Source organism: Stenotrophomonas sp. Steno-C18 (genome assembly GCF_056393195.1).
This window is the reverse complement of the sequence record NZ_JBWJOX010000002.1, coordinates 64,892-78,367: the sequence shown is the minus strand read 5'-3', so window position 1 is coordinate 78,367 and position 13,476 is coordinate 64,892. Positions and strand designations below refer to the sequence as shown.

The following is a 13,476-nucleotide window of genomic DNA, read 5'->3' as shown; positions in this document are numbered from 1 at the left end:
GGGAACCGGCACGGCCGTCCGTGCGTCGCGCGCCGGGGTCAGGCGGCCGGCGAGGCCGGTCGTTGCATACGGTCCTGCGCGCCGGCCTTCTTCCACGCGCGCAGGCCCATCGCCGCCAGTCCGACGAACACCAGGTACAGGCCCGCCGTGGCATGCAGCGACTTCACCGCATACATGCCGACGTAAACCACGTCCACCACGATCCATAGCCACCAGGCGGCGGTGTGGCGGCGCGCCTGCCACCACTGCGCGACCAGGCTGAGTGCGGCGAGCATGGCGTCCAACCACGGCAGGGCGGCGTTGGTCCAGCTGTGCATGGCCGCGCCCAAGGCAAGGCCGAAGGCGATGCCGATGCCCAGGTCGCGCGTCCACTGGCCGGTGGCCAAGGGCGCGATGACGATGCGGCCTTCGGCCTGCGTCTGTCTGCGCCAGTTGAGCCAGCCGTACAGCAGGAAGGCGGCGAACGCGCCCTGCAGCAGCGTGTCCGAGTACAGCCGGGCCTCGATGAACACCAGCGCGTACAGGCCGACCGAGACCAACCCGACCGGCCAGGCCAGCATCCGCCGCTGCGCCATCAGCCACACGCCGAGGATGCTGGCCGCGACCGCCGACCATTCCAGGATCGCCGGGTTCATAGCGCGATGGTCACCGACAGGCGCGCCTGCCGCGGTGCACCCGGGAACAGGTAGTAGTCACCGGAGCTGCTGCCGGTATCGCGCCAGTAGAAGCGGTTGAACACGTTGTCCACCGACAGGTTCCAGTTCACCGCGTGCGCGCGCAGCTGGTGCTGGAAGCGCAGGCCGGCATCCACCACGCTGTAGCTGGGCGCACGCACACGGCCATCGGCGGTGGCGACGTTGGAAGAGGCATAGCGCCAGCCGCCGGTGATGCCCAGCCCTTCGGCGAAGGGCAGGGCGTAGTCGGCATGCAGGCTGGCGCGGCCGCTCGGCACGTTGATCAGCGGGTGGCCCTCGTAGGCAGGCGTGCCGCTGTTGCGCGCGCGTGCGCGCAGCGCGGTGGCGCTGGCGGTGAGCTGCAGGCGCTCGGTGACGTGGCCCTGTGCGCTCAGTTCCAGCCCGGTGTGGGTCTGCTGGCCTTCCTGCACGAAGGTGTAGCCGTAGTCGCTGTCGTCGGGCTTGGCGTACTGGAACGGCTGGTTGATGCGGAACAGCGCCGCGCTCAACGTCAGCGCATCCGACGGGGTGTACTTGGCGCCGACCTCGACCTGGCGCGAGCGCACCGCCGGCAGGAAGGTGCCTTCATTGGTGGTCCAGAACGGTGCCTCCTGGCCGAGCGAAATGCCCTGCGCATAGCTGGCGTAGAGGTTGAGATCGTCGTTGGCGCTCCAGATCAGCGCGGTCTGCGGCAGGAAGCGCGACAGCCGGTTGCTGCGTTCCAGGTTGCCGCGCTTGTCGAAGGCGCGCTCGTCCAGGCGCACGAAGCGGCCACCGGCCAGCAGCTGCCAATCGTCGGCGAAGCTCACGCGGTCGAGCACAAACAGCGACTTCTGCGTGCTGTCCAGGCGGCGCACCGACGGGCCCGGCTGCAGCGGCGAGGGTGCGAATTGCGGTACGTCCTTGTCGTGGATGTTGGCGGTGCCCACGTACTCGTTGACGTTGCGGCGCTTGTCCACGGTGCGGTCGAAGTAGTCCGCACCCACGGTCAGCTGGTGCGCGACGTTGCCGGTGCTGAACTGGCCACGCAGCTCGGCGCGCAGCTGGCGGTTGCGGCGGGTGTCGTCCGGGCTGCGGTAGTCGTAGATATCGTAGTCGCCGTTGGGCGCGAAGTAGTTGCCCGGCACGCTGCCGTCGGCGCATTCGGCGGCGTAGTAGCAGCCGTAGGCGAAGGCGACGTTGTCGTCGATGACCGAGCGGCTGTAGCTGGCCGACACGCGTGACTGCCAGGCCGCGTTGAAGTCGAAGGTGTGCAGCGCGGTGAGGTTGGTGCTGTCGATGCCGACCGGTGCCTGCCATGCCTGGTGGCCGAGCATCTTCTTGCGGTCAACGTTGCGCGGCAACGCGGTGGCGCCCAGCAACTGGTAGCCGGACGCCGAGCGCTGCGCGCTGGCCTGATAGTTGGCGTCCACTTCCAGCTTGCCGCGCTCGCCGATCAGCCAGTCGGTGGCCAGTGCGTAGAAGTTGCGGCGGCCATCGGCGTTGTCGATATAGGAACTGCTGTCATCCCACGCGGCGTTGAAGCGCAGGCCGATGCGCGGCGTGACCCAGTGGCCGACGTCGATGGCGGCGTAACGGCTGCCTTCCGAATCGGTGCCGAGGGTGACGCTGCGCACTTCGGCCGGGCGCTTGCCGACGTAGTTGATGACGCCGCCCGGTGCGATTACGCCAGCAGCGAGGCCGGCTTCGCCCTTGAGGATCTCCACCTGCTGCACGTTCTCCAGCGCCAGGCGCTGCTCACCGGCGATGGTCAGGCCGTTGAAGCGGTAGCCGGTGGCGGTATCCAGCGCGAAGCCGCGGATCGCGATGTTCTGGTAATAGCCGACCGGCGCGTAGCTGTCGCCCAGCGATGCGTCGTTGTAGGCCAGCTCGGACAGCGTGCGCACGTGGCGGCTGTCGAGCAGCTCGCGGTCCAGCACGGTGATCGAGGCGGGGGTGTTCTTCCAGTCACCCACACCGAAACTGTTGGACTGGGTGTTCTTTGCATGCGGCTGCTCGGCCTGCACGCGCACCGCGGCCAGCTCGGTGGGCGAGCGGTCGGCGGCAGCGGTTTCGGGGTTGCTGGCGTGCAGCGGCAGGGCCGCGCTCAGGGCAGCAGTCAACAGCGAGATTCGATAGCAGCGGTTCATTCGTTTCGTCATCAGCCGATGGGGGAGACGAAGCGAAGGCGCGCACGCGCAACGCCATGGAGGCGGTGTGCCTGCTGCTCAAAGCTCCCTACGCCGGTGCAAACCGGATCAGGTTCCAAGGGACTCTCTCAGCCTGCAAAAACCAGGCACCCCCGCTTCAGGCGCGTATTTGACCACAAACGGTACGGATTTGCGCCCCGTTGGTATTCAGGCAGCGGCGTGCAGGGCGGTCAGCAGGGCCTGGCCGTCGGCGCCGCCGAACCAGCGGGCGTGGCCGAGCAGGAAGTCGTAGTAGGCGACGTCGGCATTGGCGGTGGAGCCGGTGATGCCGTGGAAATACTCCACTTCGGACAGTGCGAAGTCCAAATGCACGACGGGCAGCAGATCGGCCAGCAGGTGTACCTGGGCGGCCGGGAGCGGGCGCACCTGCCGGTAGCCGTCGAGAAGGGCCAGTGCGGTATCCACATGCACGGCAGCCATGCCGCGCTCCAGTTCCAGCCAGGCGATGGCATTGCGCTCGATGGCGGTGGCCAGGTCGAACAGCGCGCTGGTTGGCGAGGCCAACCCGAAGTCGAGCACGCTGGCGATCCGCGTCGCCTCGTCCTCGCGCCGCCACAGCAGGTTGGAGACATGCCAATCGTTGTGTGCCCACAGGCGTGGCTCGGCCTGCAGGCGCGCGGCCAAGCCGTTGTGCCAGGGCAGCACATCCTGCTGCAGCTCCTGCAGCCATGGGCGCCGGGACAGGTAGTCGTGCAGGGCCGGGCGCGTGGAGGCGTCGCGTGCCAGCAGCGCGATGGGGTCTGGGCTGCGGATCAGGTCATCGCGGGCGACCAGAATGTGGGTGTCGCGCTGTGGCGCGGTGTAGCTCTCCGCTGCGTGGTGCAGCGTGGCCAGCATGCGACCGGCCTCGCGTGCCTGGGCGAGGTCGGTAAGCGGCGTCCATGATGGCGCATCGCGGTACAGGTCGTCCCCCTCGCCGACGGCATGCAGCTCGTAGGTCCAGCCTTCGTGCGCAAGGGCGGTGGCTCCGCTGCGGTCCGCCAGTACGTCAACCACGGGTACACCTGCCCGGGCCAGGTGCGCGATGAAGCGGTGCTCCTCGGCCAGCGTGGCGGCGGTGCGGACGCGGTGATGGTGGCGCTTGATGAAGACCCTGCCATTGACGCCTTGCGCGATGGCCGCAGCGGACATCGGGCGTGGGCTGTGCCAGATCAGCGTTGCCGTGGCTTCCAGCTGCGGGAAGCGCGTCGCCAGCCATGTGATCTCGCCGGCGCTGATCGCAGGCCAGTCGGCCGGCACCTCGTCGTTGTTGAGGCCTTGGACGCGGTGAGGGGAGGTGGTCATGGCAAAGCGGGGCGGGCGTGGCGGTGCAGGGGCGACAGGGTAGCGCGTCGGGCCGGCAAGGGGAGGGGACGTGCGGCAACGCCCCTCTCCCGCATGCAGGGAGAGGGGCGCCATGCATGGATGACCGGAGTCCGAATGCGCGAGGCAGGGGAATGCCTCCCCTCCATCCCACCTGGCCTGCAGAGGGTGGCCGACACGTTCATGCCTGCGGCCAACTGGGCGGAAGCCCCCTACAGGCAGGTGAAGCGGGACGTCATCGGATGCTGCAGTTGATCGTCTCGCCATTCCAGCTGCACGACATCCGGTTGCGTCCCGCGGCGGAGCCTCCAATCGGGACGCCGTAGAGACGGGCGGATTCGATCCAGCGTTCCAGATTTCTCGAGCCTTCCCGGCCTTCGCCGAAGTAGTAGTTGCCTGCGTACTCCGGTGCGGTATCGCGGGTCGCGATGGTTGCGTCCGGAAACTTGTTGCCGAGACCGTCGCGACTCTCGCCAGTCACGTACTTCGCCTCTCCCACGTTGTCCACGGTGACCCGATAGACGGTCCGTGAGCCGTCGCGCCAATTGACCATCACGATGATGGACCCGGCACCGCGCAGGGAGCCCCAGGAAAGCGCCAGCTCCTGCAGGGTGAGTGCAACCGAGTTCCAGGCCGCGCTGGTGGTGTTTGCGCCGGCGAGGTCCAGGGCGATTTCCCTGCCGAACCGAGTCCGTGACGTGGCGGACATGACGATGTCACTGGCGCTGAAGTTCTTGTAGGCATCCGGAAAGCGGATGCCCGTGGGGTTGGAGAACTGGGGGTCATCCGGGTGGGCCGTGACAACCAGCCCGCCCTTCGAATCCTTGGAGCGCCCACGTGCTGCCTCATCTGCCGGCGCGGGACCACCGAAGCCTGGGTAACCATTGGTCGGTTGGGAGGAAGGGGCCGCAGCCGCCGCTTCAAGAATCCGGTAGAACGCCGCCGAGATCTTCGCTGGAACGGTGACACGGAGGGTGCGCCAACGCTTGAACTCCTTGTCGTACTCGACATCGTAGGCGGTCAGCTTGGCGCTTTCGAAGTCGACGACCACGGTAATACCCGGCCCTTTGGAAATGGCAGCATTGACGGTGGACGGGCAGCGGTTGCATTCGACCACCCCGCCGGCGATCGCGGGAGTGGGGGTGAGCAGCACGGTGGCGGCGAAGAGCAGGCCAGCGAATGTGGATCGGATCCTTTCCATGGAACGAACTCCAGAAGCGGCTCATGCCGCACGGAAATGGTCAGTGCCAGCTGCTGCTGGATTCAATCCGAAACGCTGCGGACTAGTGCCCCGCGATGGGTCAGGGGACTGGGACTTGCAGGGGCAGGAAACGTGCCAGCCTGCAGGAGCGGCCTGCTCCGGCCCCCTCCCGCATGCGGGGAGAGGGGTTGGGCTGAGGGAACAGGCTCAATTTCCCGTCCGCGCGGCCGATGCTGTCACCGGCGATGCGCTATCGTGCGCCGCCCTTTCCTCTTCCGGCGATCCGCCTTTCGAAATGGAGTTCGTACCCATGTTCCCCCGCGCCCTGTTGCTGGCCCTGGCCAGCGTTTCCTTCATCGATGCATCGGCCGTGCAGGCGCAGGCATCGCCGGTTGCGCCCGCGAGCGTCGAGCGCCCGGCCCGCATCCGCCTGTTCGGGCAGAACGGCGTTGGCCTGACCATGTTCACCAACGCCCACTGCGAGGATGCCTACGAGGAGGAAATCGAGGGTTCGGGTGCGGTGTCGCTCGGCTTCAAGGCGCTGGTCGGCAAGCGCCAGCCCAATACCTCCATTGGCATCCCGCAGAGCGATACCACGCGCACGCTGGAAGACCGCAACCGGTTGATGGCCAACCCTTACTACACCGAGTTCGTGCTGGTGCCGGGACAGCCGGTGGCGCTGCAGGCGCAGATCGCCAGCGGCGCCGGGTTGAGCTGCGGGCGCGGACGCGGGGTGCAGGTCAGCTTCGTCCCTGAGGCGGGCGTGGACTACGAGGGCGACATGATCCGCGACTTCGATGCCATGCGATGCGGGATTGCGGTGCGCCAGGTCGCTGCCGACGGCAGCCTCAGCCCGGTTCAGACCGCGCCGTGGCCGAAGAAGTGCGACGCGCCGCCCCGTCCGGCGCCGTCGTTGATGACGCTGTTCCTCGATGCCGACCAGCTGCAGTACCGGTTGGCCGAGGAAGGGGCCGAGGTCGATTCCATCGACAACGACAAGGGCAGCATCGAAGACCTTGAGGAGATGTTGCAGGAAGCGCCGCTGGCTGCCGGCGTGGGGCTGTGCATCGTGAGCGACGAGGCGCTGGATGCCAGCGCGCTCGGCGCCAAACTCCCCGGCCTGCTGGAGGCGCGTGGGGTGGCCGACCGCGTGGTGCGGTTCCGTACCGGCGCGCTGGAAGCGGAATGGGGGCTCACCGCGCAGCATCCCTTGAGCTTCGCACTGGCCGAATACTACTGCCGCGCGGCCAGCGGCCAGCGCTGAACCCGGCGGCACTGGGTGGGGCGGGGGGAATGCGTGCATCATTCCCCCATGCAGCCCACCCTCGACCATCTTCGCCGGTATGCCATCGCCCGCTCGCTGTTCACGCCGACCACGCTGATGCGGGCGATCGGCAAGCTTGGCTTTGTCCAGGCCGATCCGATCCGAGCGCCGGCGCGTGCGCAGGACCTGACCCTGCGCCACCGCGTCACCGGCTATCGCGCCGGTGAGCTGGAGCGCCGCTATCCGCGGCTGGCGCTGGAAGAGGATTTCTTCGTCAACTACGGCTTCCTGCCGCGCGCGCACCATGCCTTGATGCACCCGCGTCAGGCGCGGGTGGTATGGACGCCGGCGCGCTGGAAACAGGCGCATGCGGTGCGCGAGTTCATCGCCGAACGTGGCGTGGTGCATCCGCGCGAGGTCGATGCGCAGTTCGCCCACGGCAAGACCACCAACTGGTTTGGCGGCTCGTCCAATGCCAGCACCGAGCTGCTGGACGGCATGCATTACCGCGGGTTGCTGCGGGTGGCACGGCGCGAGGGCGGAACCCGCGTGTACGCGCTGCGCCAGGGCGATGCGACGCCGGTGACGGCGGAGGTTGCTCAGGCCCGGCTGGACGCGCTGCTCGACATCATCGTGGGCAAGTACGCACCGCTGCCGGCGGCCAGCCTGGGCCAACTGCTGGGCCACCTGCGCAGTGGCGTGCCGCAATGGCAGGGGCTGCGTGCCGATGCGCTGAAGCGTGCACGGCAGCGTCTTGGCACGGTACGCGTGGAGGGCGTGGACTGGTTCTGGCCCGAGGGCGAGAACCCGGCCTCGGCGCGCTGGAAGCCCGATGACGCGGTGCGGCTGCTGACGCCGTTCGATCCGGTGGTCTGGGACCGGCGCCGCTTCGAACAGTTCTGGGGATGGGCCTATCGCTTCGAGGCCTACACCCCGCCGGCCAAGCGCAAGCTCGGTTACTACGCCCTGCCGTTGCTGTGGGGCGAGCAGGTGATCGGCTGGGGCAACCTCGGGGTGGCTGGCGGCCAGCTGCAGGCGCAGCTGGGCTACGTGGCGGGGCGGGCACCGCGTGACGCCGCATTCCGGCGCGGGCTGGAGGATGAGCTGGCGCGGATGCGGGTGTTCCTGGGGTTGGACCCATGACAACGGAGCGGCGCCGCGCGGCGCGCGCCCTCAAGGAGAGCGGCAGGCAATGAAGCGGGCGACAGCGGCGATGCGCAGCAGCGCGGTACACATGGCGGTGGCGTTCCTGGGCATGGGCGGTTGGGCGGTGTTCGCCAACAGCGCGCATCCGATGCCACGCCCCCTGATCGCCGGCGTGGTGCAGGGCACCCTGTCGGCGCTGATCACGCTGTTCCTGAAGCGGATGATCGAGGCCATGTCGGTGCGCCTGCCGGGCAGCGTGGGCGGGTGGCTGCCGCCGGTGGTGGCGATGACGGTATCGCTGGTACTGCTGACCACCCTGCATTGGCTGGCCGGTACGCCGGAAATCGCGCGAACCATCGCGGTGCCGCTGTCGGTGACCACGGTGTACTCGAGCTTCTACAACCTGGCGCTGCGGCGGTCGAGGCAACACTGATTGGCGTTGTCGATATCGGAACGATCTGTCGTCATATCTGCAACCAACTGTTGGGAAACAGTGTGATGCTGGGACGATGATGTGCCGTCGGGCGATGGATACGGCGCTTGCCGGGGAGGTGCGCCTGTACGTGTGCGTGGCACGTTGAATCGCGCCATCCGGGTAACATGCAAAGTGACTGAAATTCGACTGTCATCAGCATCGGTACAGTCCGATCTGGTCGCGCGAACAAGGGTACAGCCAGGCGTTTCCCGCGTCTCCAAACTGTCATTCGGGCTCACCAGGATTCGCCACTCTTTTCCAGCCGAGTGACGTCCAGATCATGATCCATCCCCTTTCGCGCGCATCGGTGCGCATCCCGCATGCGCGTACCTTTGTGTGCCTCATCCATGCCTCGTTGGTCTTGCCTGGTGCCGTATGCGCGACCGAGGCAGATGCCATTCAAGCGGATGCCGAGGTCGAGCGTGTGGCGGTTGCTGCCACCCTGGACGCAGTCGTGGTCAGCGCGCAGAAGCGCGAGACCAACCTGCAGGAGACCCCCATCTCGGTGTCGGTGCTGGATGCCAGCGCGTTGAACGATCGGCATGCCATATCGCTGGGTAGCCTGGCCGATGGCTCGATTCCATCGTTGCGCATCGCACCGTACGCGACACGCTCGTCTGCCTTGACGATGGGCATCCGGGGTATTGGCGTTTCCGGTGATGCCAACCAGCCTGCACGCGATACCGGTGTGGGTGTGTACGTCGATGGCGTTTTCCTTGGCCGTGCACAAGGGCTGGGAACGGCGCTGTACGACGTGGAGCGCATCGAGGTGTTGAAAGGGCCGCAAGGCACCTTGTTCGGGCGCAACACCGAAGGCGGCGCAATCAGCATCGTCACCCGGCAGCCTACTGGTGAATTTGGCCTGCGCGCCACCGCCGGGGTCTCGAACTACGGCGGCCACAACAGCGCGATCCACCTGGATCTCCCGCGTGTGGGCGACTTCAGTTTCAAGATCGATGGTCTGGAGACCTCGCGTGGTGGCACCACCGATAACCCGATGCGTGGCGAGAGGGACTTCAATGCCTATGACAAACGCGGCCTGCGCCTGACTACCTTGTGGCAGCCGCGTGATGGGTTCGAGGCGACCTATGCCTACGATAATTCCTACGACGCAACGACCCCGTATCACGCACAGCTCCTGGTGGCAGGCGAGTCGGTGAGCCCGCTGCAGCGGGCTGGCCTGCAGGATAGCCGTCGTGATACCTCGATCCTGGGTGGGCCGCAGGAAGACAGCGTGGGCAAGACCGACGGTCACTTGCTGGCGATGGGATGGACGCTGGCGGAAAACCTGGAGCTCAAGTCGATCAGTTCTTACCGTGAGCTGGAGCAGAGCCAGTTCGACATGGGCCTGATCGACGGTATCTCCACTTTTACGCCCGGCGGCGAGTTCGGCCGCTACAGCATCGCCCATGTCTGGCAGCACCAGTACAGCCAGGAGCTGCAGCTGGTGGGCAACACTGACGCCGTGCAGTTCGTTCTGGGTGCCTTCTACTACAAGGAAGCGGCCGCCGATGATGCGCAGACCCCGAACACCGCGCGCTGGAATCAGGATGGAACCGGCTACACCAGCATCAACCTGCCACTGGATCTGTCCAAGGTCACGGTAGCCCGCTCCAGCAAGGCATGGACGGATAGCCTGGGCATTTTCGGCCAGGCGACCTGGACACCGGAAGCCATACAGCGCCTGCACCTGACTGCGGGTGGTCGTTGGTCGCGGGAGAAGAAGGAAGGCGTACTGCGCACGTTGGATGGCGTGCCCTCCGACCTTGCCTTTGAAGGAAACTGGAGCCGCTTCGATCCGATGGTGAACATCGGGTATGACCTTGCCGACGACGTCATGCTGTATGCGCGCTACGGCACCGGCTTCAAGGCCGGGGGCGCGAACTCACGCTCGTTCAGCTATCGCGCCTTTGCACCGGAGGAAGTGAAGGCCTACGAGCTGGGGCTCAAATCCCAGTTCTGGAACGGGCGGGCGCGACTGAACCTTGCGGTGTTTGACTCGAAGATCGAGAACAAGCAGATGGACTTCTATTTGCCGCTGGCCCCGGGGCAGAGCCGCACGGTGTCCGATACCACCAATGCGGCCACGTCCGGGAAGTCTCGGGGGGCGGAGCTGGAGTTTGCCATCGTCCCGGCCGACAACCTGACGTTGGGCCTGAACTACGCCTACACCGATGCCGATGCGCTCACCGCGCCCAACCCCTACGTGGAAGGTAACCCGCTGGTGACGGTGTTGCCGCTGTACGCACCACGCAATGCCGGCAGTGCAACGCTGGACTATCTGGTGCCGCTGCGGGCATCGGCGGTGCGTCTCCACCTGGATGGCAACTGGTCCGATGGCTATTACACCAGCGAGAGCGACCAGACACTGACCGACGATTCGCTGGTATTCAATGCTCGCGTTGCCCTGGTCGATGTGCCGATGGGAACCTCCGGTGCGACCGCTGAATTTGCAGTGTGGTCACGCAACCTGTTCGATGAAGAGCACATCTTCTACAGCTCCGGCAATTCCGGCGTGGGCACCTACGGCGTCTACAACGATCCGCGCACCTTCGGCGTAGAAGTCAGCTTGAACTTCTGATCGCTCCGATCCTGGCAGCCGGCATGGCACAACGTGCCGGCTGCCAGGGCCGCACGTGGCATCGTCCGTAGGCGGGACGTGCGATGCAGAGCTTTGCGGGGCCGCGCGCCAGCCCCGAGGTGCAGTGGTCAAACGGCCGTGCAAGCGGCTCTTGGTGAAGGGCGGTGCCGGCGGAAGCTCAGCGCGACTGCCGGCAGTACAGCGGGTAGCGCTCGATCCGGCCGACGCCGTCGATGGCGGCCCGCACATCGGCGCGGGCGAGGAACGCGTCCTGCCGCTGCTGGGGAACCTGCTCGCCGGGCAGCAGCGGTGACTGCAGGCAGTCCTGGGCCCAGTCCAGCACGTCGTTGCGCCTGTCCGGCCGGGCCAGCAGCTGCCGCATGAAGGCCAGGGCCTGCTCCGGCTCGACCTGGATCAACGCATCCAGATACGGCATGGGCGCATCATCGCGCAGCGCGTGCAGTTCCTTCAGCGCCTTCTTCTGCTGGCGGCTGTCGTCCTGCTGCAGGGCGGCGCAGTGGCGCACATGGGCCGCCACCGCCTTGCCATAGTTGCTCAGGTTGGCCAGCGGCGCGGCGGCAACGATGCGGATGGCTTCGGCGGCATTACCGTTGGCGCATTCGAATTCGCCTAGGTTCAACACCTGGCTGATGTTCTCCTCGCCATTCTCGCTGAGCTGGCTGGCGCGACGCATTTCAGCGATGGCTTCCTCGGTGCGTCCCATCCGGCGCAGTGCGATGGCCTTGTTGTTCATCAGCCAGACCTGCTGGTCCATGTCGCTGAAGGCCGGCTTGTCGGTGCTGGCGGCGGCGATCCGGGCGACGGCGGCGTCGGACAGCGCGATGGCGTCCTCGTTGCGGCCGGCCAGCAACAGGGCATTGCTCAGGTGCAGCAGCGGCTCCAGGCGGTCGGGGAATACCTGGGTGCGGGTGCGCAGCAGGGCGATCTGGCGATCGACCGCCAGGGCGACGTCGAAGCGCGGGCGGTCGCGGTTGAACACCGGGTCGAAACGCTTGTCCGCGCGCATCGAGATCAGGAACTCCGGCTCCTGGATACGCTGGACCACGGCACGCGCGGCCTCCACGTTGCCCTGCTCCAGGCGTGCGCGCGCCAGCCGGAACCAGATGGCGCCCGGGGTGTTGGAGCTGCCGCCCTTCCAGTTGGCATCGAACAGGGCCTGCTGGAAGCCGATGCGTGCCGGGCTGCGGGTATCGCCGTGGGTGGCCAGCATGAACAGCAGTTCGGGGCGGGTGTTGTCCAGGTATTCCGGCCAGCGTGCGGCGAATTCGGTCATGGCTTCGGCGGCGCCGTCCATGTCGTCCTTCTGCATCGCCACGCCGGCCATGCGGTACCAATCATCGGGGTTGTCGCTGTCCAGCCGGGCCAGCTCCGCATACCGTTGCGAGGCGACGTCCAGGCGGTCGTTCTGCCAGGCAACCAGCGCCGCGCGTGACAGCAGGCGGTTGCGCTCGGCGGGTGGCAGACCGGCAAAGTCCGGATCGGCCAGCAGCCGGTCCAACAGCGCATCGGCGCGGCTGCCGGGTTCGTCGGCGGCGATGGCCAGGGCCTCGGCGACGCGCTGCCGGTAGAACACATCCGCTGCGGGCGCGGCGATGGCCGTACCGGAAACACAGCCGAACAGAACAGCCAGCATGGCCATGTGCCTGAGAGTCATCCGTCCATCCCATCCCCTTGGAGTCCTTGGATTGTGGCACGCGAAACCCGCAGTTGGGTGCGCGTGGCGGTGATGGCGCGGATGATGCTTGAATGGCTGCATCTAGGGAGGATGTCGGATGCGTGCTTGTTGGCTTGTCCTGGGAGTGCTGCTGTTGGAGGGATGCTCCTGCACGGAGCCGCCATTGCCGATGGCGGATGTTGCCGATATCGACCGTATCGAGATCAGCTACGAACATACTGGCTGGGGCGTCATCAACGAGACGTTCGTTCTTGTTCCCGTCCGGGGAGGTGGTGGATTCCACCTGCAGGGGCACTATGAGAGCACCGCCGGTGGCGTCCGTGCCGGGGAGTGGCCGGTGACGTCGACGGCAGTGGCGCAACTGCTGGCCGCCTTGCAGGAGCGCCCGTGGCAACGCGAACGTGCCATGCGCGAGATCGCAGGCGGAGTGCGGCGCAGCGAGCTCATTCCCGCTACGTTCTGGAGCACCTGGCCGCCACTGGCCTGCGATGCTGATGAGCTGCGTGCATTGGCGCGCAGCCGGTTGCGCGGTCGCAGCGTGCGGGATGAGGTGGATGCCTACTATGGCACCGGGATGCGCTGGACCGATGACTACCCCTACGTCCAGCTGCGCATCCTCCATCGCCAGGGCCGCGAGCAGCGTTGGCACTCGACCGCACAGCACGCCATGTTGGTGCCGTGGGTCGCTGGCGACTACGCGCCGATGGAAGCGCCGGACAGGCAGAACTGGTCGTTGTCGGTCAGCCGCACGCTGCGCGCGCTCGTGCCGGTTGATGCCCATCTCCATGCGCGGCTGGACGGCTTGCCGTCGATGCGTGCCCGGCTGCAGGACAACACGCAGTACGCCGCGGCGAGGGAATGCGAAAGGCTGCGCCCACGCTGAGGCGGGGGCGCCGGTCGACGGCACTCGACGCTGCTGGCATTTTTCGCCATGCTCGCTTCGCCAGC

General features: G+C 66.9%; 10 protein-coding genes and 1 riboswitch. Of the genes, 5 read left to right on the top strand and 5 right to left on the bottom strand.

Annotated elements, in window-relative coordinates:
- Positions 1–38: 38 nt before the first annotated feature.
- The 4 genes from pnuC to AC06FE_RS04865 form a co-directional block, all read right to left on the bottom strand.
- Positions 39–635, bottom strand: coding sequence for a nicotinamide riboside transporter PnuC (pnuC, locus tag AC06FE_RS04880; protein ID WP_478072399.1), 597 nt, complete (start codon positions 633–635; stop codon positions 39–41).
- Positions 632–2,803, bottom strand: coding sequence for a TonB-dependent siderophore receptor (locus AC06FE_RS04875; RefSeq protein ID WP_478072664.1), 2,172 nt, complete (start codon positions 2,801–2,803; stop codon positions 632–634). Before AC06FE_RS04875 ends, pnuC begins: the two co-directional genes overlap by 4 nt.
- A 68-nt stretch (positions 2,804–2,871) precedes the next feature.
- Positions 2,872–2,967: riboswitch (TPP riboswitch) on the bottom strand.
- 43 nt (positions 2,968–3,010) lie between these two features.
- Positions 3,011–4,147, bottom strand: a complete 1,137-nt coding sequence (locus tag AC06FE_RS04870) for a phosphotransferase enzyme family protein (protein WP_478072398.1) — start codon at positions 4,145–4,147, stop codon at positions 3,011–3,013.
- Positions 4,148–4,400: 253 nt separating this feature from the next.
- Positions 4,401–5,366, bottom strand: a complete 966-nt coding sequence (locus AC06FE_RS04865) for a hypothetical protein (protein ID WP_132865099.1) — start codon at positions 5,364–5,366, stop codon at positions 4,401–4,403.
- Positions 5,367–5,676: 310 nt separating this feature from the next.
- On the opposite strand from AC06FE_RS04865, the gene AC06FE_RS04860 reads away from it, so the two are divergent.
- The 4 genes from AC06FE_RS04860 to AC06FE_RS04845 all read left to right on the top strand — a co-directional run bounded on the left by AC06FE_RS04860 (position 5,677) and on the right by AC06FE_RS04845 (position 10,832).
- On the top strand, positions 5,677–6,630 hold the full coding sequence (locus AC06FE_RS04860) for a hypothetical protein (RefSeq protein WP_478072397.1): 954 nt from the start codon (positions 5,677–5,679) through the stop codon (positions 6,628–6,630).
- Between the two features lie 48 nt (positions 6,631–6,678).
- The gene (locus AC06FE_RS04855) at positions 6,679–7,773 is read left to right on the top strand and encodes a DNA glycosylase AlkZ-like family protein (RefSeq protein ID WP_478072396.1); all 1,095 of its coding nucleotides are present in this window, start codon (positions 6,679–6,681) and stop codon (positions 7,771–7,773) included.
- Positions 7,774–7,822: 49 nt separating this feature from the next.
- Positions 7,823–8,209 (top strand): hypothetical protein, encoded by a 387-nt coding sequence (locus AC06FE_RS04850; protein ID WP_478072395.1) that lies wholly within the window; start codon positions 7,823–7,825, stop codon positions 8,207–8,209.
- A 322-nt stretch (positions 8,210–8,531) separates the two neighbouring features.
- A complete protein-coding gene (locus AC06FE_RS04845) occupies positions 8,532–10,832 on the top strand; it encodes a TonB-dependent receptor (RefSeq protein ID WP_478072394.1) in 2,301 nt (766 codons plus the stop codon).
- 178 nt (positions 10,833–11,010) lie between these two features.
- Here the strand turns inward: AC06FE_RS04845 and AC06FE_RS04840 are convergent, their stop codons facing one another.
- Complete coding sequence (locus AC06FE_RS04840; protein ID WP_478072393.1) at positions 11,011–12,486, bottom strand: hypothetical protein; 1,476 nt, start codon at positions 12,484–12,486, stop codon at positions 11,011–11,013.
- A 211-nt stretch (positions 12,487–12,697) separates the two neighbouring features.
- Here AC06FE_RS04840 and AC06FE_RS04835 point away from each other — a divergent pair, with 211 nt between their 5' ends.
- Positions 12,698–13,411: a hypothetical protein gene (locus AC06FE_RS04835; protein ID WP_478072392.1), complete on the top strand. Its 714-nt coding sequence runs from the start codon at positions 12,698–12,700 to the stop codon at positions 13,409–13,411.
- The last annotated feature ends 65 nt before the right edge of the window (positions 13,412–13,476 follow it).

Coding starts and splice junctions, on each gene's coding strand:
- AC06FE_RS04855 (WP_478072396.1), top strand. CDS start 6,679: ATGCAGCCCACCCTCGACCATCTTCGCCGGTATGCCATCGCCCGCTCG.
- pnuC (WP_478072399.1), bottom strand. CDS start 635: ATGAACCCGGCGATCCTGGAATGGTCGGCGGTCGCGGCCAGCATCCTC.
- AC06FE_RS04875 (WP_478072664.1), bottom strand. CDS start 2,803: ATGAACCGCTGCTATCGAATCTCGCTGTTGACTGCTGCCCTGAGCGCG.
- AC06FE_RS04870 (WP_478072398.1), bottom strand. CDS start 4,147: ATGACCACCTCCCCTCACCGCGTCCAAGGCCTCAACAACGACGAGGTG.
- AC06FE_RS04845 (WP_478072394.1), top strand. CDS start 8,532: ATGATCCATCCCCTTTCGCGCGCATCGGTGCGCATCCCGCATGCGCGT.
- AC06FE_RS04850 (WP_478072395.1), top strand. CDS start 7,823: ATGAAGCGGGCGACAGCGGCGATGCGCAGCAGCGCGGTACACATGGCG.
- AC06FE_RS04860 (WP_478072397.1), top strand. CDS start 5,677: ATGTTCCCCCGCGCCCTGTTGCTGGCCCTGGCCAGCGTTTCCTTCATC.
- AC06FE_RS04865 (WP_132865099.1), bottom strand. CDS start 5,366: ATGGAAAGGATCCGATCCACATTCGCTGGCCTGCTCTTCGCCGCCACC.
- AC06FE_RS04840 (WP_478072393.1), bottom strand. CDS start 12,486: ATGCTGGCTGTTCTGTTCGGCTGTGTTTCCGGTACGGCCATCGCCGCG.
- AC06FE_RS04835 (WP_478072392.1), top strand. CDS start 12,698: ATGGCGGATGTTGCCGATATCGACCGTATCGAGATCAGCTACGAACAT.